General features: G+C 73.2%; 23 protein-coding genes and 1 riboswitch. Of the genes, 13 read left to right on the top strand and 10 right to left on the bottom strand.

Annotated features, from left to right (window positions below; genetic code table 11):
• Positions 1–95 precede the first annotated feature (95 nt).
• The 5 genes from QCN29_RS16620 (at position 96) to QCN29_RS16600 (ending at position 5,066) form a co-directional block, all read left to right on the top strand.
• On the top strand, positions 96–1,115 hold the full coding sequence (locus QCN29_RS16620) for a DEDDh family exonuclease (protein WP_279928883.1): 1,020 nt from the start codon (positions 96–98) through the stop codon (positions 1,113–1,115).
• Positions 1,116–1,341: 226 nt separating this feature from the next.
• The gene (locus tag QCN29_RS16615; RefSeq protein WP_240135802.1) at positions 1,342–1,575 is read left to right on the top strand and encodes a hypothetical protein; all 234 of its coding nucleotides are present in this window, start codon (positions 1,342–1,344) and stop codon (positions 1,573–1,575) included.
• A 78-nt stretch (positions 1,576–1,653) separates the two neighbouring features.
• Positions 1,654–2,448: an SURF1 family cytochrome oxidase biogenesis protein gene (locus QCN29_RS16610; RefSeq protein ID WP_279928882.1), complete on the top strand. Its 795-nt coding sequence runs from the start codon at positions 1,654–1,656 to the stop codon at positions 2,446–2,448.
• A gap of 66 nt (positions 2,449–2,514) precedes the next feature.
• Complete coding sequence (locus QCN29_RS16605; protein ID WP_279928881.1) at positions 2,515–4,305, top strand: glycoside hydrolase family 15 protein; 1,791 nt, start codon at positions 2,515–2,517, stop codon at positions 4,303–4,305.
• A 5-nt stretch (positions 4,306–4,310) separates the two neighbouring features.
• Positions 4,311–5,066 carry an SDR family oxidoreductase gene (locus tag QCN29_RS16600; protein ID WP_279928880.1) on the top strand — a complete coding sequence of 252 codons (756 nt, stop codon included), beginning with the start codon at positions 4,311–4,313 and terminating at the stop codon, positions 5,064–5,066.
• Between the two features lie 24 nt (positions 5,067–5,090).
• On the opposite strand, the gene amaP is transcribed toward QCN29_RS16600, so the two are convergent.
• The 5 genes from amaP to QCN29_RS16575 are packed head-to-tail and all read right to left on the bottom strand — an operon-like array spanning position 5,091 to position 7,330.
• Positions 5,091–5,669 (bottom strand): alkaline shock response membrane anchor protein AmaP, encoded by a 579-nt coding sequence (gene amaP, locus QCN29_RS16595; protein WP_279928879.1) that lies wholly within the window; start codon positions 5,667–5,669, stop codon positions 5,091–5,093.
• A gap of 7 nt (positions 5,670–5,676) precedes the next feature.
• Positions 5,677–6,291 (bottom strand): DUF6286 domain-containing protein, encoded by a 615-nt coding sequence (locus QCN29_RS16590; protein ID WP_279928878.1) that lies wholly within the window; start codon positions 6,289–6,291, stop codon positions 5,677–5,679.
• The gene (locus tag QCN29_RS16585) at positions 6,288–6,644 is read right to left on the bottom strand and encodes a hypothetical protein (RefSeq protein ID WP_279928877.1); all 357 of its coding nucleotides are present in this window, start codon (positions 6,642–6,644) and stop codon (positions 6,288–6,290) included. The genes QCN29_RS16590 and QCN29_RS16585 overlap by 4 nt, the downstream gene beginning before the upstream one ends.
• Positions 6,645–6,650: 6 nt before the next feature.
• Positions 6,651–6,842 carry a hypothetical protein gene (locus QCN29_RS16580; RefSeq protein ID WP_240135809.1) on the bottom strand — a complete coding sequence of 64 codons (192 nt, stop codon included), beginning with the start codon at positions 6,840–6,842 and terminating at the stop codon, positions 6,651–6,653.
• A gap of 20 nt (positions 6,843–6,862) precedes the next feature.
• Positions 6,863–7,330, bottom strand: coding sequence for an Asp23/Gls24 family envelope stress response protein (locus tag QCN29_RS16575; RefSeq protein WP_279928875.1), 468 nt, complete (start codon positions 7,328–7,330; stop codon positions 6,863–6,865).
• A gap of 94 nt (positions 7,331–7,424) precedes the next feature.
• Here QCN29_RS16575 and QCN29_RS16570 point away from each other — a divergent pair, with 94 nt between their 5' ends.
• Entirely contained in the window at positions 7,425–8,222 is a 798-nt protein-coding gene (locus QCN29_RS16570) for a hypothetical protein (protein WP_279928874.1), read from the top strand.
• Between the two features lie 39 nt (positions 8,223–8,261).
• On the opposite strand, the gene QCN29_RS16565 is transcribed toward QCN29_RS16570, so the two are convergent.
• From QCN29_RS16565 to QCN29_RS16555, 3 genes are all read right to left on the bottom strand, one after another.
• A complete protein-coding gene (locus QCN29_RS16565) occupies positions 8,262–9,053 on the bottom strand; it encodes an enoyl-CoA hydratase/isomerase family protein (RefSeq protein WP_279928873.1) in 792 nt (263 codons plus the stop codon).
• Between the two features lie 137 nt (positions 9,054–9,190).
• A complete protein-coding gene (locus QCN29_RS16560) occupies positions 9,191–9,412 on the bottom strand; it encodes a helix-turn-helix domain-containing protein (protein ID WP_240135813.1) in 222 nt (73 codons plus the stop codon).
• Between the two features lie 396 nt (positions 9,413–9,808).
• Positions 9,809–11,407 carry an ABC-F family ATP-binding cassette domain-containing protein gene (locus QCN29_RS16555; RefSeq protein WP_240135814.1) on the bottom strand — a complete coding sequence of 533 codons (1,599 nt, stop codon included), beginning with the start codon at positions 11,405–11,407 and terminating at the stop codon, positions 9,809–9,811.
• Positions 11,408–11,651: 244 nt separating this feature from the next.
• On the opposite strand from QCN29_RS16555, the gene QCN29_RS16550 reads away from it, so the two are divergent.
• Positions 11,652–12,062 (top strand): VOC family protein, encoded by a 411-nt coding sequence (locus tag QCN29_RS16550; protein WP_279928869.1) that lies wholly within the window; start codon positions 11,652–11,654, stop codon positions 12,060–12,062.
• Positions 12,063–12,129: 67 nt separating this feature from the next.
• On the opposite strand, the gene QCN29_RS16545 is transcribed toward QCN29_RS16550, so the two are convergent.
• Together QCN29_RS16545 and QCN29_RS16540 are read right to left on the bottom strand one after the other, a co-directional pair.
• Positions 12,130–13,563, bottom strand: coding sequence for a hypothetical protein (locus QCN29_RS16545; protein WP_398859282.1), 1,434 nt, complete (start codon positions 13,561–13,563; stop codon positions 12,130–12,132).
• A 98-nt stretch (positions 13,564–13,661) separates the two neighbouring features.
• Positions 13,662–14,786, bottom strand: a complete 1,125-nt coding sequence (locus QCN29_RS16540; protein ID WP_279928866.1) for an alpha/beta hydrolase — start codon at positions 14,784–14,786, stop codon at positions 13,662–13,664.
• A 277-nt stretch (positions 14,787–15,063) separates the two neighbouring features.
• Here QCN29_RS16540 and QCN29_RS16535 point away from each other — a divergent pair, with 277 nt between their 5' ends.
• The 6 genes from QCN29_RS16535 to cobO all read left to right on the top strand — a co-directional run bounded on the left by QCN29_RS16535 (position 15,064) and on the right by cobO (position 22,653).
• Complete coding sequence (locus tag QCN29_RS16535) at positions 15,064–16,326, top strand: inorganic phosphate transporter (protein ID WP_279928865.1); 1,263 nt, start codon at positions 15,064–15,066, stop codon at positions 16,324–16,326.
• 29 nt (positions 16,327–16,355) lie between these two features.
• A complete protein-coding gene (locus QCN29_RS16530) occupies positions 16,356–16,577 on the top strand; it encodes a hypothetical protein (RefSeq protein ID WP_279928864.1) in 222 nt (73 codons plus the stop codon).
• A 132-nt stretch (positions 16,578–16,709) separates the two neighbouring features.
• Positions 16,710–16,854: riboswitch (cobalamin riboswitch) on the top strand.
• Between the two features lie 53 nt (positions 16,855–16,907).
• Complete coding sequence (locus QCN29_RS16525) at positions 16,908–17,897, top strand: cobalamin biosynthesis protein (protein WP_279928863.1); 990 nt, start codon at positions 16,908–16,910, stop codon at positions 17,895–17,897.
• Positions 17,898–17,946: 49 nt separating this feature from the next.
• Positions 17,947–19,533 carry a cobyric acid synthase gene (locus QCN29_RS16520; RefSeq protein WP_279928862.1) on the top strand — a complete coding sequence of 529 codons (1,587 nt, stop codon included), beginning with the start codon at positions 17,947–17,949 and terminating at the stop codon, positions 19,531–19,533.
• A gap of 139 nt (positions 19,534–19,672) precedes the next feature.
• Positions 19,673–22,054, top strand: a complete 2,382-nt coding sequence (locus QCN29_RS16515; RefSeq protein WP_279928861.1) for a putative cobaltochelatase — start codon at positions 19,673–19,675, stop codon at positions 22,052–22,054.
• Positions 22,054–22,653 (top strand): cob(I)yrinic acid a,c-diamide adenosyltransferase, encoded by a 600-nt coding sequence (gene cobO / locus QCN29_RS16510; RefSeq protein WP_279928859.1) that lies wholly within the window; start codon positions 22,054–22,056, stop codon positions 22,651–22,653. Before QCN29_RS16515 ends, cobO begins: the two co-directional genes overlap by 1 nt.
• The last annotated feature ends 20 nt before the right edge of the window (positions 22,654–22,673 follow it).

The following is a 22,673-nucleotide window of genomic DNA, read 5'->3' as shown; positions in this document are numbered from 1 at the left end:
CACCGGCTGCGTCGCCGGACGCGCACCGACCCGCGCGGCGGCAGGTTCGGGGCGGCCGCCATCGCTGTCAGTGGCGGCCCGTATTCTCTGGGACCATGCTCGACGACCGTACGACAGCAGCGACAGCGTGGCCGGACGCGTATCCGCAGGGATACGCGGTCGTCGACGTGGAGACCACCGGACTCGCGCGTGATGACCGGATAGTGTCCGCCGCCGTCTACCGTCTCGGCGCGCAGGGCGAAGTGGAGGACCACTGGTACACGCTGGTCAACCCGGAGCGCGATCCGGGCCCCGTGTGGATTCACGGCCTCACCAGCGAGATGCTGCACGGCGCTCCGCTCTTCCGCGACATCGCGGGCGAGTTGTCCGAGCGGCTCGACGGGCGTGTACTGGTCGCGCACAACGCCATCTTCGACTGGTCGATGATCGCCCGGGAGTATGCGCGTGCCGAGCGCACGGCCCCGACCCGTCAGCGGCTGTGCACCATCGCCCTCGCCAAGGAGCTGCGGCTGCCGCTGCCCAATCACCGGTTGGAGTCGCTCGCCGCGCACTTCGGCGTCGTACAGCAGCGGGCGCACCATGCGCTGGACGATGCGCGTGTGCTGGCGGAGGCGTTCCGGCCGAGTCTGCACACGGCCGCGCGCGAGGGGCTGAGGCTGCCGCTGCTGGAGTGCCGTCCCCTGACCGAGTGGTCCGACTCCCCCGCGGCGCCGCGCATCGGCTACCAGGCCTCGCCCGGCTCGCGCAGCGCGGCGCACCGCGCGTACGGCTCATACGGGCAGCGCAGCTGGCGGCCTTCGCGCAAAAGGCCCGCGTGCCCCCATCCCAACCCGGGGCGCTATGAGCCGGGCAGGCCGTTGGTGCAGGGCATGCGGGTGGCGATCTCCGGGGACACCTCCGTGGAGCGTGAGCTGCTCGAAGACCGTGCGATCGAGGCAGGGCTGCATATCGCCACCTCCGTCTCGCGGCTGACGAGTCTGCTGGTGACCAACGATCCGGACGCCGCCACGTCCAAGGTCGTGAAGGCCCGCTCATACGGCACGCCGGTCGTCGACGAGGCCGCCTTCACCCAGTTGCTGCGCGATGTGGCTCCGGCGGCGGCCCCGGCGGACTAGGTCGCGTCGTCAAAGTCCCGTCTCCCGGCAGCTTTGCCCCCTCGCGCGGCTGACCGGCCGTGTGTCGGCCAACGGCCCGTCACCGTCCGGTCCCGGCCGGCCATGGGCCCCTGGCGGCGCCCGGCCGGCCGTGGGGCTCCGGGCGGCTGGGCCGGTCGGGTGCAGGGGCGCCGACCCACCCGCCATAGCCTTGCCCGCGGCGGCCGGGGGACGGAGCATGCGGCGCATGTCACGTTGCGAGGTCTGCGGAAACGAGTACCACCTGTCCTTCGAGGTGCATGCACAGGGCGCTGTGCATGTGTTCGACTGCTTCGCCTGCGCCGTCCACCGGCTGGCGCCCATCTGCGAGCACTGCCGGGTCCAGATCATCGGCCAGGGCGTCGAGGCCGACGGCCACTTCTACTGCGGAGCCCACTGCGCCCGCGCCGAGGGCAAGGCGGGCATCGTCGACCACGTGTGAGCGTGGTGAGCGGCGCCCGACCGGAGGTAGGCGGCACCCGGCGGCGGCGCGGCGGGAGGCGGCGGGTACCGTCGATGCGTGTACCGCTTCCTGTTGTCCCGGCAGTGGGTGATCCTCACCCTGCTCGCCCTCGTCCTCGTTCCCACGATGGTCGAGCTGGGCTTCTGGCAGCTGCACCGCCATGAGCGCCGGGTGACGCAGAACGAGCTGATCGCCGGGAATCTGCGCGCCGCGCCCGTGCCCGTGACGGAGCTCACCTCGCCCGGGCACACCGTTCCCCGCGCGGACTACTGGCGGCGGGTCACCGCGACCGGCGCGTTCGACACCGAGCACGAGGTCGTCGTACGCCGCCGTACGAACGCCGACGAACGGGTCGGGTTCCATGTGCTGACGCCGCTGGTTCTCGACGACGGCCGCGTCGTCCTGGTCAACCGCGGCTGGGTGCCGGCCGCCGCCGACCAGAAGGCGTACCCGGCCGTCCCGGCCCCGCCCGAGGGCACGGTGACGGTCACCGGCCGGCTCAAGGCCGACGAGACCACGGAAGCGAGCGGCATCAAGGATCTGGCCGGGCTGCCGCCCCGCCAGACCATGCTGATCAACAGCGGGCAGCAGGCCGAGCGGCTGGGCCGCCCGGTCCTCGGCGGCTATCTGGAGCAGACCGGGCCCACACCGTCGGACGGCCGTCCGGAACAGGTTCCCGAGCCCGACCACCAGTCGATCGGCGCGCATATGGCGTACGCCGTCCAGTGGTGGCTCTTCGCCGCGGCCGTGCCCGTCGGCTGGGTGATCCTGGTGCGCCGGGAGAAGCGCGACCGCGAGGCCGCCGCGGACCGGGCCGACACCGGTGCGCCGTCGGCGGCCACCGCCGTCTGACCGTGCCGCCGCCGCACCGACCACACCGCTGCTTAGCAAACACACCTGGCGGGAACACGCCAGAGCGTGACGCCCACGCAACGTATCGAGGACTACGCCCTGATCGGCGATCTGCAGACCGCCGCCCTGGTCGGCAAGGACGGGTCGATCGACTGGCTGTGTCTGCCCCGCTTCGACTCGGCCGCCTGCTTCGCCGCGCTGCTCGGTGACGAGGAGAACGGCCACTGGCGGATCGCTCCGAAGGGCGCGGGCCACTGCACCCGGCGCGGCTACCGGGAGAACACCCTGATCCTGGAGTCCGAGTGGGAGACCAGGACCGGCACGGTCAAGGTCGTCGACTTCATGCCGCAGCGCGACACCGCGCCGGACGTGATGCGGATCGTGGAAGGCGTCAGCGGCTCCGTCGAGATGAGCGCGACGCTGCGGCTGCGCTTCGACTACGGCTCCATCGTGCCGTGGATGCGGCGGGCGGACGGCAGCCGGGTGGCGATCGCGGGACCCGACTCCGTATGGCTGCGCAGCGAGCCGCAGGTCAAGACCTGGGGCCAGCAGTACAGCACCTGCTCGTCGTTCACGGTCGGCGAAGGTGAGAAGGTGGCGTTCGTCCTCACCTGGCACCCGTCGCACAAGCCCCGGCCCCCACAGATCGACCCCCTGGCCGCCCTGGAGCACAGCACGCACGACTGGCGCACATGGGCGGCGCGCTGCCGGTACGAGGGGCCGTACCGGGATGCGGTGGTCCGTTCGCTGATCACTCTCAAGGCGCTCACCTACGCGCCCACCGGCGGCATCGTCGCCGCGGCCACCACATCGCTGCCGGAGGAGCCGGGCGGCGTACGGAACTGGGACTACCGCTACTGCTGGCTGCGCGACGCCACCCTCACCCTCGGCGCCCTGCTGTCGGCCGGCTACCTCGACGAGGCCAGGGCGTGGCGCGACTGGCTGCTGCGCGCGGTCGCGGGCGATCCCGCGGACCTTCAGATCATGTACGGCGTGGCCGGTGAGCGCAGACTGCCGGAGACGGAGGTGCCCTGGCTGAGCGGGTACGCGGGCTCCGCACCGGTGCGGGTCGGCAACGAGGCGGTCGGCCAGCTGCAGCTGGACGTGTACGGCGAGGTGATGGACGCCCTCGCCGTTGCCCGTGACGCGGGTCTGACCAGCGAGGAGCACGCCTGGAATCTGCAACTCAGCCTGCTGGGGTTCCTGGAGTCCACTTGGCGGGAGCCCGACGAGGGGCTGTGGGAGGTACGGAGTCCGCGGCGGCACTTCGTGCACTCCAAGGTGATGGCGTGGGTGGCCGCGGACCGTGCCGTACGCACCCTGGAGGACTACCCGGCGCTGCACGGCGACGCGGCGCGGTGGCGGGCGATGCGGGAGGAGGTGCACCGGGAGGTGTGCGAGAAGGGGTACGACGCGGAGCGGAACACGTTCACCCAGTCGTACGGCTCCCGAGAGCTGGACGCGGCCACGCTGTTGATCCCCAGGCTGGGCTTTCTGCCGCCGGACGACCCGCGGGTGATCGGAACGGTGGACGCGGTCCGGGCCGAACTGGGCGCGGACGGGCTGGTGCGCCGCTACAGCCCGGCGGGCGCGGCGGCAGACGGGCTGCCCGGCCGGGAAGGAACGTTTGTCGCATGCTCCTTCTGGCTGGCGGACGCCCTGCGGATGACCGGCCGGGTGAAGGAGGCGCGAGAGCGGTTCGAGCAGCTGCTCACGCTGCGCAATGACGTCGGTCTGCTGGCCGAGGAGTACGACGTGGCGGGCGGCCGGCAGTTGGGGAACTTCCCCCAGGCGTTCAGCCATATCGCGCTGGTGAACACGGCTCTCGCGCTGTCCGGGGAAGAGACGGCAGGATAGGGGCCATGGATCTTGGACTCAAGGACCGCGTGTACGTGGTGACGGGGGCGTCGCGCGGGCTGGGCAACGCCTCGGCGCGGGCGCTCGTCGAAGACGGCGCGAAGGTCGTGATCAGCGGCCGCGACGAGAAGACGGTCGCCGACTCGGCTGCCGGAATCGGGCCGGACGCGGTCGGGCTCGCCTGCGACAACGCGGATCCCTCGGCCGCGGATCGGCTGATCGCGGCGGCCCGGACGCACTTCGGGCGCTTCGACGGCATGCTCGTCAGCGTGGGCGGTCCCGCGCCGGGTTTCTCCGCGGACAACACGGACGAGCAGTGGGAGACGGCGTTCCGGACGGTCTTCCTGGGCGCGGTGCGGATGGCGCGCGCCGCGGCGGAGGCGCTGGGCGAGGGCGGGGTGATCGGCTTCGTCCTCTCCAGCTCGGTGCATGAGCCGGTCCCCGGCCTGACCATCTCCAACGGGCTGCGCCCGGGGCTGGCGGGCTTCGCCAAGTCCCTCGCGGACGAGGTGGGCCCGCGGGGCATCCGGGTCGTGGGCCTGCTGCCGGGCCGCATCGACACGGACCGGTTGCGGGAGCTGGACGCCCTGTCGGGCGATGCGGAGGGGACGAGGGCGGCAAACGAGTCGGCGGTTCCGCTGCGGAGGTACGGGACACCGGAGGAGTTCGGCCGGACGGCGGCGTTTCTGCTGTCGCCGGCGGCGTCATATCTGACGGGTGTGATGCTCTCGGTCGACGGCGGCGCCCGCCGCGGCATCTAGTGCCGCGACCGGTGCCCCTCGGGGTCAGGCAACGCGGTGCGGCGCATGTTTGGCCGAGTGGAGGCGGACCTCCGCCGGCAGCGAGTGCCGGCCCGTCGACGCCGCCGCCTGCCCGAGCACCTCGCTCGCCAGCCGTCCCACCACCTCCGCAGGCACCGCCTCCGGCTCGACCCGCAGCGTCACCCGCGCCGTCGGCTCGTTCCGGTCGCCCGACAGCGCCACGGCCGCCCGCCCCACCCCCTGCATCGCCTCCGCCTCGCCGACCAGCACTCCCTCCAGCGCCCGCCCTCTGAGCAGCGCTCCCTCGCCGTCGCCGGTGTCCACAAGGAGCTCCGCCAGCCGGCGCCGCCGCAGCTGGGCGACCAGCCACCACAGGGCCAGCAGCACGGTGACCGCGAGGGCCGAGATGACGACGGGCCACCACCAGCCCTGGTCACGCCAGCGCTCCCGGGCCGCCTCGCTGAGCAGCACATCGTCGGGACCGTCGAACGGCCACCAGGAAGGAACCGCCAGTCCGGCCCCCGCCGCCAGCGCCGCGCCGCCCGCGCCCAGCAGGGCCAGCCCCATCACTCCCAGCACGATCCGGTTGGCGGCCTTCAGCACGGCGGCTTCACCTCTCCCTCGGCGCCGACGGCTGGTCGACGTACACGGACAGGGCCGGCCGGACGGCGAGGCCCAGCTCCCGCAGGCCGGCGTCGAGCACGGCGTCGAGATCGGCCCGCACCTCGTCCAGCTCACGGAAGTGCGACCGGGCGCGCACGGAGACGCTGGTGCGTCCGACCCGCACCCGCGCGGACTGCACCCCGGCCACCTCCGTCGCCCGGTCGCGCAGCACCCTCGCCGCCGCGTCCCGGTCGAGCCCCGCCCGCACGATCCCCTCGGCGCGCCGCATCGGCAGGACGGCGCGGAGTCCCGGAGTGAGAGCCAGCACGATCAGCCAGACGCCCAGCGCTGCCGCGATCCCGGCGCCCACCAGCACCGGGGTCTCGTCCAGCCGCAGCGTCGCGAGGTCCTCCGCGAGGGCGCGCCGCCATGCCATGCCCGGCCGGCCGGCCCGTACCGCCGCGACGTCGTACAGCAGCAGTCCCGCCGCCGCGAGGACGGTCAGCGCGGCCAGAGCGGCAGGCACCCGGCGCACCGACCAGAAGCGGCCGGGGACGCCGCCTTCGCCGCCGCCGTCGCCCTCGGTGGCCTCGGCGTCCGGCCGGGACGGCGGTTCGCTCATCGGGTCCTCCCCTGCCCCCCGCCGGGCACATGCGCGGAGTGGAGCCGTTCGATCTGCACGGCCACCTCGGGTACGTCCATGGCCGCCAGGGAGGTCACCCGCTGGACGACGCGGCGGCGCACCGCCGTGCACTGTGCGCCGAGGTCGGACGGGTAGTCGAGTTCCAGCGTCACACGTACGCGTGCCGCGCCGTGGTGGACGGTGACCGACGCCCAGGGCGGCGCACCGCCGTGCGCCCGCTCGATGAGCGCTTCCCGCGCCGCCTGTGCGGCGATCTTCGCCACGACCCGGTCCGCGATCGTCGTCGCCCCCCGCTCGGCGGCCGGGACCCTGGCGAGTGCGGCAGCGGCCACCGTGCCTCACCGCCTCCGGTTGCCGCGGTCGCGGCTGCGGAAGAAGTCACCGGGTTCAAGGTCCCCGTCGAGGAACTTGCCCGCCACAAAACCGACCACGCCCAACGCGGCCACCAGCAGGAACGCACCGAATCCGCCGAAGTACCCGGCGAAGCCGAGTGCCATGCCGGCGATCATGCCGACCACTGCCATGCTCATATCGAGCTCCTCCGCCGGAGCTACTGGAGCCGTGGCTCCGGCTCCTCTTCCTCTTCTTCGGGCAGTTTCACATCGGTGACGGCGATGTTGACCTCGACGACCTCCAGTCCCGTCATACGTTCCACCGCCGAGATGACGTTCTCGCGGACCGCGCGGGCCACGTCGCCGATCGAGACTCCGTAGTCGACGACGATCTCGAGGTCGAGCGCCGTCTGCACCTCTCCGACTTCGGCCTTGACCCCGCGGGTGACACTGGGTCTGCCTCCGGGGACCCGGTCGCGCACCGCGCCGAAGGTGCGGGACAGACCGCTGCCCATGGCATGGACGCCGAGCACATCGCGGGCCGCGAGTCCCGCGATCTTCTCGACCACCCCGTCGGCGATGGTGGTGCGGCCGCGGCTGCCTGGGTCTGCCGCGCGCCTGCCTGGGGACGCCTTCCTGGGCTCGTCACCCGAGGCCGCCACCTCTCGCTCTGGGGTGTCCGTCATCTCCGGCCGTCCTCTCCGGGCTGTGAGAACCCTTCGCTGCCCACACTAAGTGGGGTTGCCCACTCACGCGCCGGGGATGCGGCACGCTGGAGGAATGACCTCTGCTGACGCGTGGCGCACCGGTGCGCTGCGGCGGGTCCGCCAGGTGCTCGGGCCCGGCAGACTGCTTCCGCTGGGCGGTCCCTCGGACGGGACGTGGATCGCCGAGCGTGCTGCCGATGCGGTGCTGCGGCGGGAGGCGGCCGCCGCGGCGCCGGATGCCAGGCTGACCTGGCTGCGGCTGGGACTGGCCGCACCGGGCGAGGCCACGGGCGCGCCGGGCGAGCGGGACTCGGGCGCGCCGGGCGCCGCGGGGAAGGCAGGGCCCGGCGCCGAGGGGGAGGCGGGGCGGCCCGCCGCTGTGGAGGGTCCCGTCCCTCCGGGCGCGCTGCCGCGCGAACCGCTGTGCATCGCGGCGGAGTTCGCGGCCTGGCCACGGCAGCCTCTGCCGGACCTGGCCGCCGCGCTGCGGAGGGCGCTGCTCGCGGCCGCGGAGGAGCGGCTGGGCCTCCATGTCGTACGGGCGGATCTGGCGGTGACGGAACTGCTGGACGAAGCGCCGGCCTCGGCGGAGGACGCCGGTCACCCGGCCGGGGGTGAGTCCGTGCGCCATCCGGTCGCGCGGACGGAGGAGGACCCGGTGGCGCGCGCCGCCGCCGGGACTGCGGGCGTGGCGTTCCTGGCCTCCGAGCTGGGTCCCGCCGTACACATCGCCGCCGGTCACGCCCGGGTCGAGGTGGCGGCGGCGCGTGACGCTCGCGCCCTGGATGTGGCGCGGGCGGTGCGTGCGGCGGCCTCGCGGGCCCTTGGGGACGACCGCCCGGTGACGGTCCTGATCAGCTCGGTCCTCTGACGGCCGCCGCCGCGGCGGCGGTCGCCCGGGCAGTGGATGTCAGTCGGAGGCGGCCGCCAGGTCACGCAGACGGCGGGCCTGCGCCGCGCGCTCCGCGGTGCGCTGGTCCTCGTAGGTGCGGGACGCAGCCCCCTCGAGGAGCGCCTTGGTCTCGATCACCGCGTCGCGCGGGGCGGCGAGCAGCGCCGACGTCAGGTCCCGTACCGCGTTGTCGAGCTCTTCGCCGGGCACTGCCAGATTGGCCAGGCCGGTGCGCTCCGCTTCGTCCGCGTGAACGTACCGGCCGGTGGCGCAGATCTCCAGGGCGCGGGCATAGCCGACGAGCGACACCAGCGGCTTGGTGCCGGTGAGGTCGGGGACGAGTCCCAGGCTGGTCTCACGCATGGCGAACTGCACGTCCTGCGCCACGACCCGCAGATCGCAGGCGAGGGCGAGCTGGAAGCCGGCCCCGATCGCATGCCCCTGTACGGCGGCGATCGAGACGATGTCATTCCTCCGCCACCAGGTGAACGCCTCCTGGTACTCGGCGATGACCGCGTCGAGCTCCGCGTCCACGCTCCGTGCGAGAGCGAGGAAGGACGGCTCGCCGTCGAAGCCCTCGGGGGTGAAGGCCTGCCGGTCGAGCCCCGCGGAGAAGGACTTGCCTTCGGCACGCAGGACCACGACCCGCACGCTGCCCGGCAACGACCGTCCCGCCTGGACCAGAGCCCGCCACAGTGCGGGTGACTGGGCGTTGCGCTTGTCCGGGTTGGTCAGGGTCACCGTGGCGACCGCGTCCTCGACGGTGAGCCGTACGCCGTCCTTGTCGAGCACAGAGTCGGGCGAAGTCATGGAGCGCCTCCGGTTCGGGTTCGGTCTCCTGTGCAGAGACTAAGTGACTGCACAGTAACCACCCGTCCGGTCGGCTGACCGACCGGGTGGTCACCGTGGTCACCGCCGAACCGGCCGGCCGAAGGGGCCGTGAGCCGTCAGGCCGAGGCGGCCTTCTTGCCCCGCGTCGCCCCGCCGCGTCCGCGCAGAATGACTCCGGACTCGGTGAGCATGCGGTGCACGAATCCGTAGGAGCGGCCGGTCTCCTCGGCCAGCGCCCGGATGCTCGCACCGCTGTCGTATTTCCTCTTCAGGTCTGCCGCGAGCTTCTCACGCGCGGCGCCGGTCACCCGGCTGCCCTTCTTCAGAGTCTCGGCCACCCGTGCCTCCTCATGGGAAGTGCGCCTTTGGACTCTCATGATCACCCCTTACGGGCATCCTGGCCACCCATTCGACAAGGTCAATGCAGACGGCTTTGCCCGGCAGGGACCGCCGATCACGACCGGAGGGCTAGATTCCGGTCTGTCGGATTCCGGCGTCCGGCCTGCATCCCCTGAGAAATCCCAGGTCAGGGGCGCGCCCCGAGTCAGGCTGCGCTCGGGAGCCGGAGCGCGGGCCTCCGCTCGGCGGCACGCCGCGATACGAGACGCCCTCACACAGATGAAGGATCACCTGTAGGCCGAATGATCCATACGGAGTGGATCAGCAGGGATCAGCGGCCGCATCAGCGGCAGGGCTCGGAGGCGCGGCGCAGAAGCACGGCTCAGAGGCGCGGCTCAGGCGAGGGCGACCAGATCCGCATAGTCCGCGCCCCACAGGTCCTCCACCCCGTCCGGCAGCAGGATGATCCGCTCCGGCTCCAGCGCCTCGACGGCGCCCTCGTCGTGGGTGACCAGGATGACCGCCCCCTTGTAGGTGCGCAGTGCGCCGAGGATCTCCTCGCGGCTGGCCGGGTCGAGGTTGTTGGTGGGCTCGTCGAGCAGCAGCACGTTCGCGGAGGAGACCACCAGGGTGGCAAGCGCGAGCCGGGTCTTCTCACCGCCGGAGAGCACACCCGCGGGCTTGTCGACGTCGTCCCCGGAGAAGAGGAAGGAGCCGAGCGTCTTGCGGATGTCGACCAGGTCGAGGTCCGGAGCGGCCGAGCGCATGTTCTCCAGGACCGTGCGGTCCGGGTCGAGCGTCTCGTGCTCCTGGGCGTAGTAGCCCAGCTTGAGCCCGTGTCCGGGGGTGACGGCGCCGGTGTCCGGCGTCTCGACGCCGGCGAGCAGCCGCAGCAGCGTGGTCTTGCCGGCGCCGTTGAGTCCGAGGATGACCACCCGGGAGCCCTTGTCGACGGCCAGGTTCACATCGGTGAAGATCTCGAGCGAGCCGTACGACTTCGACAGGCTCTCCGCGGACAGCGGGGTCCTGCCGCACGGCGCGGGGTCGGGGAAGCGGAGTTTGGCCACCTTGTCGCCGACGCGCACCTCGTCCAGCCCCGCGAGCAGCCGCTCGGCACGGCGGGCCATGTTCTGCGCGGCCACCGTCTTGGTGGCCTTGGCGCGCATCTTGTCGGCCTGCGCATTGAGGGCCGCGGCCTTCTTCTCGGCGTTCTGGCGCTCGCGCCTGCGGCGCTTCTCGTCGGCCTCGCGCTGCTGCTGGTAGAGCTTCCAGCCCATGTTGTAGACGTCGATCTGGGCGCGGTTGGCGTCCAGGTAGAAGACCTTGTTGACGACCGTCTCGACCAGGTCGACGTCGTGGGAGATCACGATGAAGCCGCCGCGGTAGGTCTTGAGGTAGTCCCGCAGCCAGAGGATCGAGTCGGCGTCGAGGTGGTTCGTGGGCTCGTCGAGCAGCAGGGTGTCGGCGTCGGAGAACAGGATGCGGGCGAGCTCGACGCGGCGGCGCTGACCGCCGGAGAGGGTGTGCAGGGGCTGGCCGAGCACCCGGTCGGGCAGTCCGAGCGCTGCAGCGATGGTGGCGGCCTCGGCCTCGGCGGCGTAACCGCCCTTGGTGAGGAACTCCGTCTCCAGGCGCTCGTACTTCTTCATGGCGCGCTCGCGCGTCGCGCCCTTGCCGTTCGCCATGCGGTCCTCGTTCTCCCGCATCTTGCGCAGGACGGAGTCGAGGCCGCGGGCGGAGAGGATGCGGTCGCGTGCGAGCGTGTCGAGGTCTCCGGTGCGCGGGTCCTGCGGGAGGTAGCCGACCTCGCCGGAGCGGCTGATGGCGCCGGCGGCTGGGATCCCCTCGCCCGCGAGGCACTTGGTGAGGGTGGTCTTGCCCGCTCCGTTGCGGCCGACGAGGCCGATGCGGTCGCCCTTGGCGACACGGAAGGAAGCGGACTCGATGAGAACGCGCGCGCCGGCGCGCAGCTCGATACCGGAGGCGGTGATCACGGAAAGACTCCAGGGCGGTGTGGACGGCGGAAGGGACGGGCGCGCGAGCTTCGACGCCGCCTAATGCACAAGGAGAATTGCCATACCGGCCAGTCTAGCGGGGCGGCGCAAGTGGTTTTCCGCACGCTGCCGCCACCCTGACGGACTACGGCAGGCGGGCGGCCTGAGCGCCGTTGTCAGTGGCGGCTGCCAGACTGAGAGCCAGATCACACGGATCCGATCGTCGTTTCGAGGAGTGATGGTCATGGCCCAGTCTCCGAGCATCTGTCCCGCACTGCTGTACGCGGACGCGAGCGCCGCGATCGAGCAGCTCACCAAGGCCTTCGGCTTCGCCCGCCACGCGGTGTACGAGGACAAGGGCGGCCGTGTGGTGCACGCGGAACTCACGTTCGGGAACGGCATGGTGATGCTGGGCAGCAAGGGGACCGGCGGGGAGTACGACAACCTGATGGCGGACGCGGGGCCGATGGGCGTCTTCGTCCATGTCGACGATGTGGACGCCCACCATGCGAGGGCCGTGGAGCAGGGGGCGGAGATCGTGATGGCCCCCAGAGACCAGGACTACGGCTCGCGCGACTACATGGCGCGCGATGTGGAGGGCAATCTCTGGAGCTTCGGCACCTACGAGCCGGCCGCGGAGGCGGCGGAGACCTAGCCCGTCCCGACCGCCGCCCACCCGGCCGGGGCCCGGCCGTGGCGGCCGGCGGCGCCGGGAGGCGCCCTCAGACGCCTCCGGTGTGGACCTGGAAGGCGGCGCGGCGCACGGCCTTGGCCAGGGCGGGGTCCGGATGGGCGGCGGCCAGGGCCACCAGGACCTGCACGGTGCGCGGATGGCCGCCGGCGCGGACCTCCTCGAGGAGCGCGGGGACGGTGTTCTGGACGGCGGAGTCGAGATGGCGCAGCAGCAGCTGGGGTTCGCCGTGGTCGGTGACCGCCGCCGCGGTGTCCACCCAGAGCCAGGTCGCCTCTTCGCGGGTGAGGACGTCGGCCGCGTCCTCGGGGTCGACGCCCTCGTACTCGGCGAGCCAGAGCAGGGCGTAGGGGCGGAGCGAGGACTCGTCGGCGGCGGCGCGCACATCGGGCTCCGCGGGCGCGCCGACGGCCCGGAGGGCCTCGAAGGCGAGGCCGCGCAGCAGCGCGTCCTCGCCGCGGGCGACGGCGAGAAGTTCGGCGACGGCGCTGGAGACGGGGCGTGCGGCCAGCCAGGCACGGTATTCGTTGCGGGCAGGGCCGGGGGTGAGGCGGGCGCAGCCGCGCAGCATGTCCTCCGCCGACTGCTCGATATTGCCCGCGGGGCTCTGGGCGGCGACGCAGATCTGCTCGAGCTTGACCCAGACCGCCCAGTTGCCGAGGGGGGTGAGAGTGGCCTGGCCCTGGTCCAGGGTCAGGGCGCCGACGGCGCGGAGGCCTTCCATGGCCCAGTCGAGGAGAGAGGGGAGCGTCGGGGAAGGCGTCGCGTCCGGCACCGTCGCGTCCGGCACCGTCGCGTCCGGAACTGCGGCGCACGGGGCCGTCTCGCTGCGGGCCAGGGGGACTTCACAGCGTTCCTCGCGCAGTTCGGCGACGCGCTGCTGCAGCAGGTCGAGCAGGGCCGGCACGGCCACGGGGCCGGCGGACAGCTGCAGGAGGGAGAGGACCTGGGGGACGGCCTCGACGACCTCCGCGACGGCGGCGGGGGCCGCGGCGCCGGGGGCGGGGTGCGCCAGCGACCAGGCGTCGAAGAGGGCGACCCAGCCGCGCAGCACGGCCATGTCGTCGCGGTCCCACGCACGCAGCCGCCAGCCGGGGCGGACGGTGTCGCCGTGCACCTCGACCAGCCCGGCGAGCCGGGCGCGGTCCCATCCGGCGCGTACCTGGAGCGTTGTCAGTTCCAGCGCGGCGGCGGCCTGTTCCAGCGACGCCCGGCCGGTGAGCGGGGCGGTGCCGGCGGCCGCGTGCCCGGCGGCCGCCCAGCGGGCGACGCGCACCGCGTCCGCGAGCACCGCCCTCGCCTGGCGGGCGAGCTCGGCGGGGGCCGGGGTGCCCTCGGGCGGGCGGGGGGCGGGGCGAGTGCGCCGGGTCGTCACGGCCCGTCGAGCGGTGGCCAGGGATCGCGGGCGGACAAGACGGAGTCTGGAGTTGCGCGCCAATTGCTCATCAGGCTTTCGGGACGTCACGGGAGCAGTCTTCCCGCTGACGGCCCGAAAGCCCAAACGGAACCTGCTCGGCCGGACCTGGCGGCCGTGTGAGCAGGCGGCGACATCAAAGGGAGCGGTTACATCAAGGGGATGAGGAAGCGCCGGAGCGCTTCCTCATAGCGGGCCGGATCGGCGTTCCACATGGCGGCGTGCGGGGCGTGGCGGACGGTGTGCAGGGCGATCATCCCGGGGTTGCGGGCGGCGAGTTCGCGGGACGGCCGCCAGGGGGCGATGACGTCGTCGGGCCCATGGAAGAGGAGGGTCGGCATCCGCAGGGCGGCCGGCAGCGTGGTGGAGCGCAGCCGGTCCGCGTGCAGGCCGGTTCTGCCCTGCGCCGCGCGCACGGCGAGCGGCAGCAGGGGGGCCGGGGTTCTGCGTGCCCGGGCCAGGGCTCGCACGGTCGACTCCCAGTCGAGGACCGGGGAGTCCAGGACGAGTCCGCTGATCCGGTCGCGCAGGGCGCAGTGCGCGGCGGCGTGCAGGGCCATCGACGCACCGGTGGACCAGCCGTGGAGGACGACGCGCTGCGCCCCGTGGTGCAGCGCGTAGCGGACGGCGGCGTCCAGATCGCGCCACTCGGAGTCACCGAGGTGGCCGAGGCCGTCCGGGGGCCGGGGCGCGCCGTCGTCGCCGCGGTAGGCGAGGTCGAGGACGGGCAGCCGCTGGGCGTGCAGAAAAGGGATCAGGTTCATGGGGTGTTCCCGGGTGGCGCCCAGGCCGTGCACGGTGATGACCCAGGTGGTGCGGGCGCCGGGGACGAACCACGCGGGCAGGCCGCCCAGCTCCCCCGGGACGGTGACATCGCGGCAGGGCAGGCCGAGGGCATGCCCGGGGTCGCCGCTGTGCACCCGCGGTGTGAGCCGGACGCGGGTGCCCGGTTCGAGGCTGCCGTGGCTGACGCGCTCCAGTCTGCGCACCACCGCGTCCGCGGGGTGCGCGCCGTCGAGGACGGGGCCGACGACGGCATGCAGCCCCGGGCCCTCGATGCCGTACAGGCCGGGGCGGAGCGAGGCCAGGCTGCGGGTGAGGGTCACCCGACCGGGGGCGGTGGCGTGGACGGTGAGCCGGGGGTCGCCGGGCAGGGGCTGCCGTGAGGGCGCCCTGAGCGCGGCGGCGCTCGCGTAGCGGCCGGCCGCGACCGCGGCCGCTCCGACGCCGATCAGTGTGGTGGCGGCCGCTGCCGCCGTGGTAGCCGGGCGCACCGTTCCAGTGTCGGCAGCCGGTCCCCGCGCTGCCAGCGGACGGGGGCCACGGGGGTCAGGGCCTGGGCTGCGACCCGGTTCCGCCCGGCTCTGCCCGGCTCTGCCCGGGTGCGCTCGGGTGCTCGTGGATTCGACGGTGCGGAATCGAAAAGGGTGATACCTGACTCACACCCCGGAACAAGCCACAGACACCGCACAGCCCTGCCCAGTTCACCTCTCGTTCATCTAGGTTACTTACGGTCGGCCGGCCACTGACATCAAGAGATTGCCTGGGTAAATGGAACACATCACGCTGCTGCTCGCGATCGTGATCGTGACAGCTCTCGTGTTCGATTTCACGAACGGTTTCCACGACACCGCCAACGCGATGGCGACGACCATCTCGACCGGCGCTCTGAAGCCAAAGACTGCGGTGGCCATGTCCGCCGTACTCAATCTCGTCGGCGCCTTCCTCTCGGTGGAGGTCGCCAAGACGATCTCCAAGGGACTGGTCGACGAGACAGGCATCGCCCCGGAAGTGATCCTCGCGGCGCTCGTCGGCGCCATCCTCTGGAACCTTCTGACCTGGCTGATCGGCCTGCCCTCCAGTTCCTCGCACGCGCTCATGGGCGGTCTGATCGGCGCCACCATCGCTTCCATCGGCCTCAGCGGCGTCAACGGCGGCGTCGTCGTGACCAAGGTGCTGATCCCCGCGATAGCCGCCCCGCTGGTGGCCGGCATAGCCGCGTACTTCTCCACCCGGCTGACGTACAAGATCGGCAAGAACACCGCCCCGAAGGCCCAGGCCAAGGGCTACCGCAGCGGCCAGATCGCCTCCGCGGGCCTCGTCTCGCTCGCCCACGGCACCAACGACGCGCAGAAGACCATGGGCATCATCACGCTGGCGCTGGTCGCCGGCGGAGTGCTCGCACCCGGCTCCAACCCCCCGATGTGGGTCATCCTCTCCGCGGGTCTCGCCATCGCACTGGGCACGTACCTCGGCGGCTGGCGCATCATCCGCACCATGGGCAAGGGCCTGACCGACCTCCAGCCGCAGCAGGGCTTCGCCGCCCAGACCAGCGCGGCCACCGTCATCCTCGCCTCCTCCCACCTGGGCTTCTCCCTGTCGACCACGCACTCCTGCTCCGGCGCGGTGATGGGCGCGGGCCTGGGCCGCAAGGGCGGCGTGGTCCGCTGGTCGACCGCGACCCGGATGTTCGTCGCCTGGGGTCTGACCCTGCCGGCCGCGGGCCTGGTCGCCGCGGTCGCGGAGTTCGTCGCCCGGCAGGGCGACTGGGGCGTGGCCGCCGTCGCCGCCTTCCTGGTCGTCTCCTGCGCCGCGATCTGGATCATCTCCCGCCGTCAGGTGGTCAACCACACCAACGTCAACGACGTCGACGCCGACGGCACGCCCGACAGCGGCGACGCCCAGCCCGGTGTCGTCACCACCGCGATCGCGGCCGTCACCCCGCCGCCCGCCGGCGCCCCGGCCGACCTGTCGGCCACCATCCCGGCTCCGTCCGCTCCCCCCACCGAGTCGGCGCGCTCCGCCGCCGTCTGAAGCAGCTCCACGGAAGATACGGAAACGACATGGACATCGACTGGGCAGCCCTCGGCTCCGTCTTCGGCGTGAGCCTCGTGGCCACCGTCGCCCTCGTGGGCCTGTTCACCCTGGGCATCCAGGGCCTCAGCAAGCAGGAAGCCGCTGCCGCCGAGGGCGGTTCCGCGCCGCTGGCGCGCACCGGTGCGTACGTCTGCTTCGCACTGTGCACCGCGGCCGTGGCGTACGGGATCTCCCTGATCGTCGCCTGAGGACCCGCGCGAGCACCCCACGAAACCCCCGTCGGCCGGTTCCGGCGCCTGTCCGGCGCCCGAACCGGCCTTCGCATGCGTGGAATGTGGGGCTCAGCACACTGTCCCGTCGCAGGTCAAGGCGAGTTGACGGGCTTTGGCGGGCATGGTGGACTGCCGAGGCCAACTACGGCGGCAGCAGAGGAAGCCGGTGCGAATCCGGCGCGGTCCCGCCACTGTCACCGGGGCGTCCGCCGCCCCGGGAGCCAGGAACTCTCACCGCCGTTCACGTCAAGCCGGGGCGCGGACCCTGAGTGAGGACATATCGCCATGCATGGCTGCGGTTCAGCGGTGCGTGCCGACCGTGCGTTCGCCCTTGGCACGGCCCTCGGCCTCCTGGGCGACGCTCTGTTCGGCGATCCACGCCGGGGACATCCGGTCGCCGCGTTCGGGCGCACTGCGGGCGCGGCAGAGCGTGCGCTCTGGCGCGACCACCGCGGCTGGGGCGCACTTCATACAGCGCTATGCGCCGGCGGCGCGGCGGCGGCGGGGGCTCTGCTCGCACGGACGGCGCGAGCCGCAGACGCCGGCCTTCGGCGCCCTGCAGCCGATGCGGCGCAGATCGCGCTGACCGCCGCGGCCACCTGGGCCGTCGTCGGGGGGACGTCGCTCGCGCGGGAGGCGCGCGCGATCGGAGCGGCTCTGGCCGCCGGGGACACAGAGGCCGCACGCCGGCGGCTGCCGCATCTGTGCGGGCGCGATCCACAGGCGCTGGACGAGCGGCAGATCGCCCGCGCCGTGGTCGAGTCGGTGGCCGAGAACACCTCCGACGCCGTCGTCGGCGCGCTCGTGTGGGGTGCGGCAGCGGGCGTTCCGGGGCTCGTCGGGTTCCGCGCGGTCAACACCCTGGACGCGATGGTCGGCCACAAGTCGCCGCGCTACCGCCGCTTCGGCTGGGCCGCCGCCCGACTCGACGATGTGGCCGGCCGGCCGGGCTCCCGGCTCACCGCGGGCCTCGCGGTGCTCGCCGGCGGCGACGCCCGCGGCGCGGCGCGGGCCTGGCGCACGGATGCCGCCAGGCACCCGAGCCCCAACGCGGGCCCGGTGGAGGCCGCGTTCGCGGGGGCGCTCGGCGTACGGCTCGGCGGCACCCTGTCGTACGGGGGCCGGATCGAGCACCGGCCCGTCCTCAACGCGGCCGGCCGTGAGGTGGGGTACGGCGACATCGAACGCGCCGTGCGGCTCTCGCGCCGCGTCAGCCTGCTGACGCTGGCGGTCTGCGCGGCCGGGCGCACGGGGACGGACGCGGTCGTCCGCCGGGCGCGGAAGGCCAGGTCATGAGCGGGGGCGTGAGCGGCGGTCCGAGCGGGACGGGACGGGGAACGGGAACATGAGCGGGAGCGGACGGCGCGGCGGCGGGCTGCTGGTCGCCGGAACCACATCGGACGCGGGCAAGAGCGTCGTCACCGCCGGCATCTGCCGCTGGCTGGCCCGGCAGGGTGTGCGCGTCGCGCCCTTCAAGGGCCAGAACATGTCGCTCAACTCCTTCGTGACCCGCGAGGGGGCGGAGATCGGCCGGGCGCAGGCCATGCAGGCGCAGGCTGCCCGGGTCGAGCCGACCGCCCTGATGAACCCCGTCCTGCTGAAGCCCGGGGGCGACCGGACCAGCCAGGTGGTGCTGCTGGGCAAGCCGGTGGGAGAGATGAGCGCCCGCGGGTTCTTCGGGGACGCCGGGCCCGCGGGGAAGCCGCCGTCGGACACCCGGTCCGCCGGGGAAACACAGCACGGAGGGCGGCGGGCCTCGCTGCGCGACACCGTCGTGGAGTGCCTGGAGCAGTTGCGGGGCACATATGAAGCCGTGATCTGCGAGGGGGCGGGCAGTCCGGCCGAGATCAATCTCCGGCGCACCGACATCGTCAACATGGGCATCGCCCGGGCCGCGCAGCTGCCGGTGCTGGTGGTCGGGGACATCGACCGCGGCGGGGTCTTCGCGCAGTTCTTCGGCACGACGGCGCTGCTGGCCGCCGAGGACCAGCGGCTCGTCGCGGGCTATCTCGTCAACAAGTTCCGCGGCGATGTGACGCTGCTGGAGCCGGGGCTCGACATGCTCCGCGGGCTGACGGGCCGCGGGACGTACGGCGTGCTGCCCTATGCGCACGGCCTGGGCATCGACGAGGAGGACGGGCTGCGGGTCTCCCTGCGGGGCGCGGTGCGCGAGTCGGTCGTCGCGCCGCCGCTCGGCGAGGACGTGCTGCGGGTCGCCGTGTGCGCCGTGCCGCTGATGTCCAACTTCACCGATGTGGACGCGCTGGCGGCCGAGCCGGGCGTCGTGGTGCGCTTCGCCGACCGGCCGCAGGAACTGGCCGACGCCGACCTGGTGATCGTGCCCGGCACGCGCGGAACGGTGCGCGCCCTGGCGTGGCTGCGGGAGCGCGGGCTCGCCGACGCCCTCGCCCGGCGGGCCGCCGAGGGCCGCCCGGTGCTGGGCGTCTGCGGCGGCTTCCAGGCGCTGGGCGAGCGGATCGAGGACGAGGTGGAGTCGCGGGCCGGCGAGGTCGAGGGGCTGGGACTGCTGCCGGTACGGGTCCGGTTCGCACATGACAAGACGCTCGCGCGGCCCGCCGGCAAGGCTCTCGGCGAGCATGTCGAGGGCTACGAGATCCACCACGGCGTCGCCGAAGTGCTCGGCGGGGAGCCTTTTCTGGACGGCTGCCGGGTCGGCTCGGTGTGGGGTACGCACTGGCACGGGTCGCTGGAGAGCGACGCGTTCCGCCGGGCGTTCCTGCGGGAGGTGGCGGCGGCTGCGGGGCGGCGGTTCACACCCGCTCCCGACACCTGCTTCGGCGCGCTGCGCGAGGAGCAGTTGGACCGGCTGGGCGATCTGATCGAGGAGCACGCGGACACGGACGCGCTGCTGCGGCTGATCGAGCAGGGCCCGCCGGCCGGCCTGCCGTTCATCCCGCCGGGAGCGCCGTGAACGCCGGAGCACACGCCCGGCAACGGACCGGGCAACGGACCGGGCAACGGACCGGGCAACGGGCCGGGGTACGGGCCGGGACCGCCCGTACGACACGCAGCGAGCTGTTGGAAATGCCAGACCTGGAGGGCACGTACGCATGAGCACCCCCTATCCGTTCACCGGGATCGTCGGGCAGGACGACCTGCGGCTGGCGCTGCTGCTGAACGCGGTCTCGCCGGCCGTCGGCGGTGTGCTCGTGCGCGGCGAGAAGGGCACCGCGAAATCGACCGCCGTACGGGCCCTTTCGGCGCTGCTCCCCGATGTCGGAGTGGTCGGCGGATGCCGCTTCTCCTGCGACCCCGCCGCGCCCGACCCGGACTGTCCCGACGGCCCGCACGAACCGAGCACCGGCACCCGGCGCCCGGCGCGGATGGTGGAGCTGCCCGTCGGGGCGTCCGAGGACCGGCTGGTGGGCGCACTGGACATCGAACGGGCGCTGGCGGAGGGCGTGAAGTCGTTCGAGCCCGGGCTGCTCGCCGATGCGCACCGCGGGATCCTCTACGTCGACGAGGTCAATCTGCTGCACGACCATCTGATCGACCTGCTGCTGGACGCGGCCGCGATGGGCGCGTCGTACGTGGAGCGTGAGGGGGTCTCCGTACGGCACGCGGCCCGCTTTCTGCTCGTCGGCACGATGAATCCGGAGGAGGGCGAGCTGCGGCCGCAGCTGCTCGACCGGTTCGGGCTCACCGTGGAGGTCAGCGCCTCGCGCGACCCCGAGCAGCGGGTGGAGGTGGTACGGCGGCGGCTGGCGTACGACGACGGTCCCGAGGCTTTCGCCGCACGCTGGGCCGACGAGGAGCGGGCGCTGTGCGAGCGGATCGTGGCCGCGCGGGCGCTGCTGCCGTCCGTGGTGCTGGGTGACGGAGCGCTGCGGCAGATCGCGGCGACCTGCGCGGCGTTCGAGGTGGACGGCATGCGGGCCGACATCGTGATGGCGCGTACGGCGACGGCGCTGGCCGCGTGGGCGGGGCGCGCCGAGGTCACGACGGACGACGTGCGGCAGGCGGCGCTGCTGGCGCTGCCGCACCGCAGGCGGCGGAATCCGTTCGACGCACCCGGACTGGACGAGGACAGGCTCGACGAGACACTGGATGAGTTCGCCCCGCGGGAGCAGCCCCAGGAGCAGGAGGAGGGCGACGGCGGCGATCCGGGGCCGGACGACGGTCCGGGCGGTCCCGACGGGCCTGGCGGAGGCGGTGGGCAGCCGCCGCAGGAGGGCCCTGCGCCGACGGCCCCGGAGACCTCCGATGCGCCCGAGGGGTCCGAGGGGTCCGAGACCGACGCGACGTCGGCGGCGTCGGAGTCTGATGCGCCCGAGGTGCCTGCCCAGCCTCGGCCCAAAGAGGGAGTCGGTGCGGGCGAGCAGCGCGCGGTGGGCGCCGGTGAGCCGTTCCGTACGAAGGTGCTGACCGTCCCGGGGCTCGGTGAAGGCGCGTCCGGACGCCGGTCGCGGGCGCGCACCGAGCAGGGCCGCACGACCGGGGCCCGGCAGCCTCAGGGGCCGCTGACGAAGGTGCATCTGCCCGCGACTCTGCTGGCTGCCGCCCCGCACCAGCGGGCGCGCGGGCGCAGCGGCCGCGGTCTGGTGGTGCGCCGGCATGATCTGCGCCAGGCGACCCGGGAGGGCCGCGAGGGGAACCTGGTCCTGTTCGCCGTGGACGCTTCGGGGTCGATGGCGGCCAGGCAGCGGATGAGCGCGGTGAAGGGCGCCGTGCTGTCGTTGCTGCTGGACTCCTATCAGCGGCGGGACAAGGTGGGGCTGATCACCTTCCGCGGGACGGAGGCGGAACTGGTGCTGCCGCCCACGTCGTCGGTGGACACCGCAGCGTCCCGGCTGGAGTCGCTGCCGACAGGCGGGCGCACTCCGCTGGCGGCCGGCCTGCTCAAGGCGCACGAGGTGCTGCGTGTGGAACGGCTGCGCGATCCGGCGCGCCGTCCGCTGCTCGTGGTGGTGACGGACGGGCGCGCGACCTCCGGAGGCCGGGCGGCCGCCGGGGGCGCGGGGGCGGACGCCATGACGCTGGTGCGCCGTGCCGCGGGCCTGCACGCCGCGGACGGCGTCGCCTCGGTCGTCGTGGACTGCGAGGCCGGGCCGGTGCGGCTCGGGCTGGCCGCGCAGCTGGCGGCGGATCTCGGCGGCACGGCCGTCGCGCTCGACGAGCTGCGGGCCGAGGCGATCGCCGGGCTCGTCAAGGACGTACGCGCGGACCTGAACGGGGACGCGGCCAAGGACCCCGGCGCGGGGCGGGGCGGCGACGGTCGCACGGAGCGCACACAGCAGCCGCGCTCACGCCAGTCCCTTCAGCCACACCAGTCACAGCGGGACGTCCGCAAGGATGCCGGCGCGAACGCTGACACCGCCACCGCCACCGCCACCGCCGCCACCAAGACCACCCAGACCACCCAGACCACCCAGACCACCCAGACCACCCAGACCGCCAAGACCACCGGCGACAAGACCAGGAGGGTCGCGTAATGCCGCAGGGACAGCCGTCCGTCGTGCCCGACGACGGACTCACCACCCGTCAGCGCCGCAACCGGCCCCTCGTCCTGGTCCACACGGGCATCGGCAAGGGCAAGTCGACGGCCGCGTTCGGGCTCGCGCTGCGCGCCTGGAACCAGGGCTGGCCGATCGGGGTGTACCAGTTCGTCAAGTCGGCCAAGTGGAAGGTCGGCGAGGAGAACGCGCTCAAGGTGCTGGGCGCGAGCGGCCAGGGCGGCTCGGTCGCCTGGCACAAGATGGGCGAGGGCTGGTCGTGGGTGCAGCGCGACGCACAGCTCAGCAACGAGGAGGCGGCGCGCGAGGGCTGGCAGCAGGTCAGGCGCGAGCTGGCGGCCGAGACGCACCGACTGTACGTGCTCGACGAGTTCGCCTACCCGCTGCACTGGGGCTGGGTGGACGTGGACGAGGTGATCGAGGCGCTGCGCGACCGTCCCGGGAACCAGCATGTGGTGATCACGGGCCGCAACGCCCCGCAGAAGCTGATGGACTTCGCCGATCTGGTCACCGACATGACGAAGGTCAAGCACCCGATGGACGCGGGCCAGAAGGGCCAGCGGGGCATCGAATGGTGAGCACGGCAGGCACGGCGGCC

The sequence above is a fragment of the Streptomyces chengmaiensis genome, assembly GCF_029846775.1.
GTDB lineage: Bacteria > Actinomycetota > Actinomycetes > Streptomycetales > Streptomycetaceae > Streptomyces > Streptomyces chengmaiensis.
This window is presented reverse-complemented; position numbering and strand designations above follow the sequence as displayed.

What these genes read in the sequence shown, in the direction of transcription:
- QCN29_RS16620 (WP_279928883.1), top strand. Translation starts at nt 96, where the DNA reads ATGCTCGACGACCGTACGACAGCAGCGACAGCGTGGCCGGACGCGTAT.
- QCN29_RS16615 (WP_240135802.1), top strand. Translation starts at nt 1,342, where the DNA reads ATGTCACGTTGCGAGGTCTGCGGAAACGAGTACCACCTGTCCTTCGAG.
- QCN29_RS16600 (WP_279928880.1), top strand. Translation starts at nt 4,311, where the DNA reads ATGGATCTTGGACTCAAGGACCGCGTGTACGTGGTGACGGGGGCGTCG.
- QCN29_RS16590 (WP_279928878.1), bottom strand. Translation starts at nt 6,291, where the DNA reads ATGAGCGAACCGCCGTCCCGGCCGGACGCCGAGGCCACCGAGGGCGAC.
- QCN29_RS16580 (WP_240135809.1), bottom strand. Translation starts at nt 6,842, where the DNA reads ATGAGCATGGCAGTGGTCGGCATGATCGCCGGCATGGCACTCGGCTTC.
- QCN29_RS16575 (WP_279928875.1), bottom strand. Translation starts at nt 7,330, where the DNA reads ATGACGGACACCCCAGAGCGAGAGGTGGCGGCCTCGGGTGACGAGCCC.
- QCN29_RS16570 (WP_279928874.1), top strand. Translation starts at nt 7,425, where the DNA reads ATGACCTCTGCTGACGCGTGGCGCACCGGTGCGCTGCGGCGGGTCCGC.
- QCN29_RS16565 (WP_279928873.1), bottom strand. Translation starts at nt 9,053, where the DNA reads ATGACTTCGCCCGACTCTGTGCTCGACAAGGACGGCGTACGGCTCACC.
- QCN29_RS16550 (WP_279928869.1), top strand. Translation starts at nt 11,652, where the DNA reads ATGGCCCAGTCTCCGAGCATCTGTCCCGCACTGCTGTACGCGGACGCG.
- QCN29_RS16535 (WP_279928865.1), top strand. Translation starts at nt 15,064, where the DNA reads ATGGAACACATCACGCTGCTGCTCGCGATCGTGATCGTGACAGCTCTC.
- QCN29_RS16530 (WP_279928864.1), top strand. Translation starts at nt 16,356, where the DNA reads ATGGACATCGACTGGGCAGCCCTCGGCTCCGTCTTCGGCGTGAGCCTC.
- QCN29_RS16520 (WP_279928862.1), top strand. Translation starts at nt 17,947, where the DNA reads ATGAGCGGGAGCGGACGGCGCGGCGGCGGGCTGCTGGTCGCCGGAACC.
- QCN29_RS16515 (WP_279928861.1), top strand. Translation starts at nt 19,673, where the DNA reads ATGAGCACCCCCTATCCGTTCACCGGGATCGTCGGGCAGGACGACCTG.
- cobO (WP_279928859.1), top strand. Translation starts at nt 22,054, where the DNA reads ATGCCGCAGGGACAGCCGTCCGTCGTGCCCGACGACGGACTCACCACC.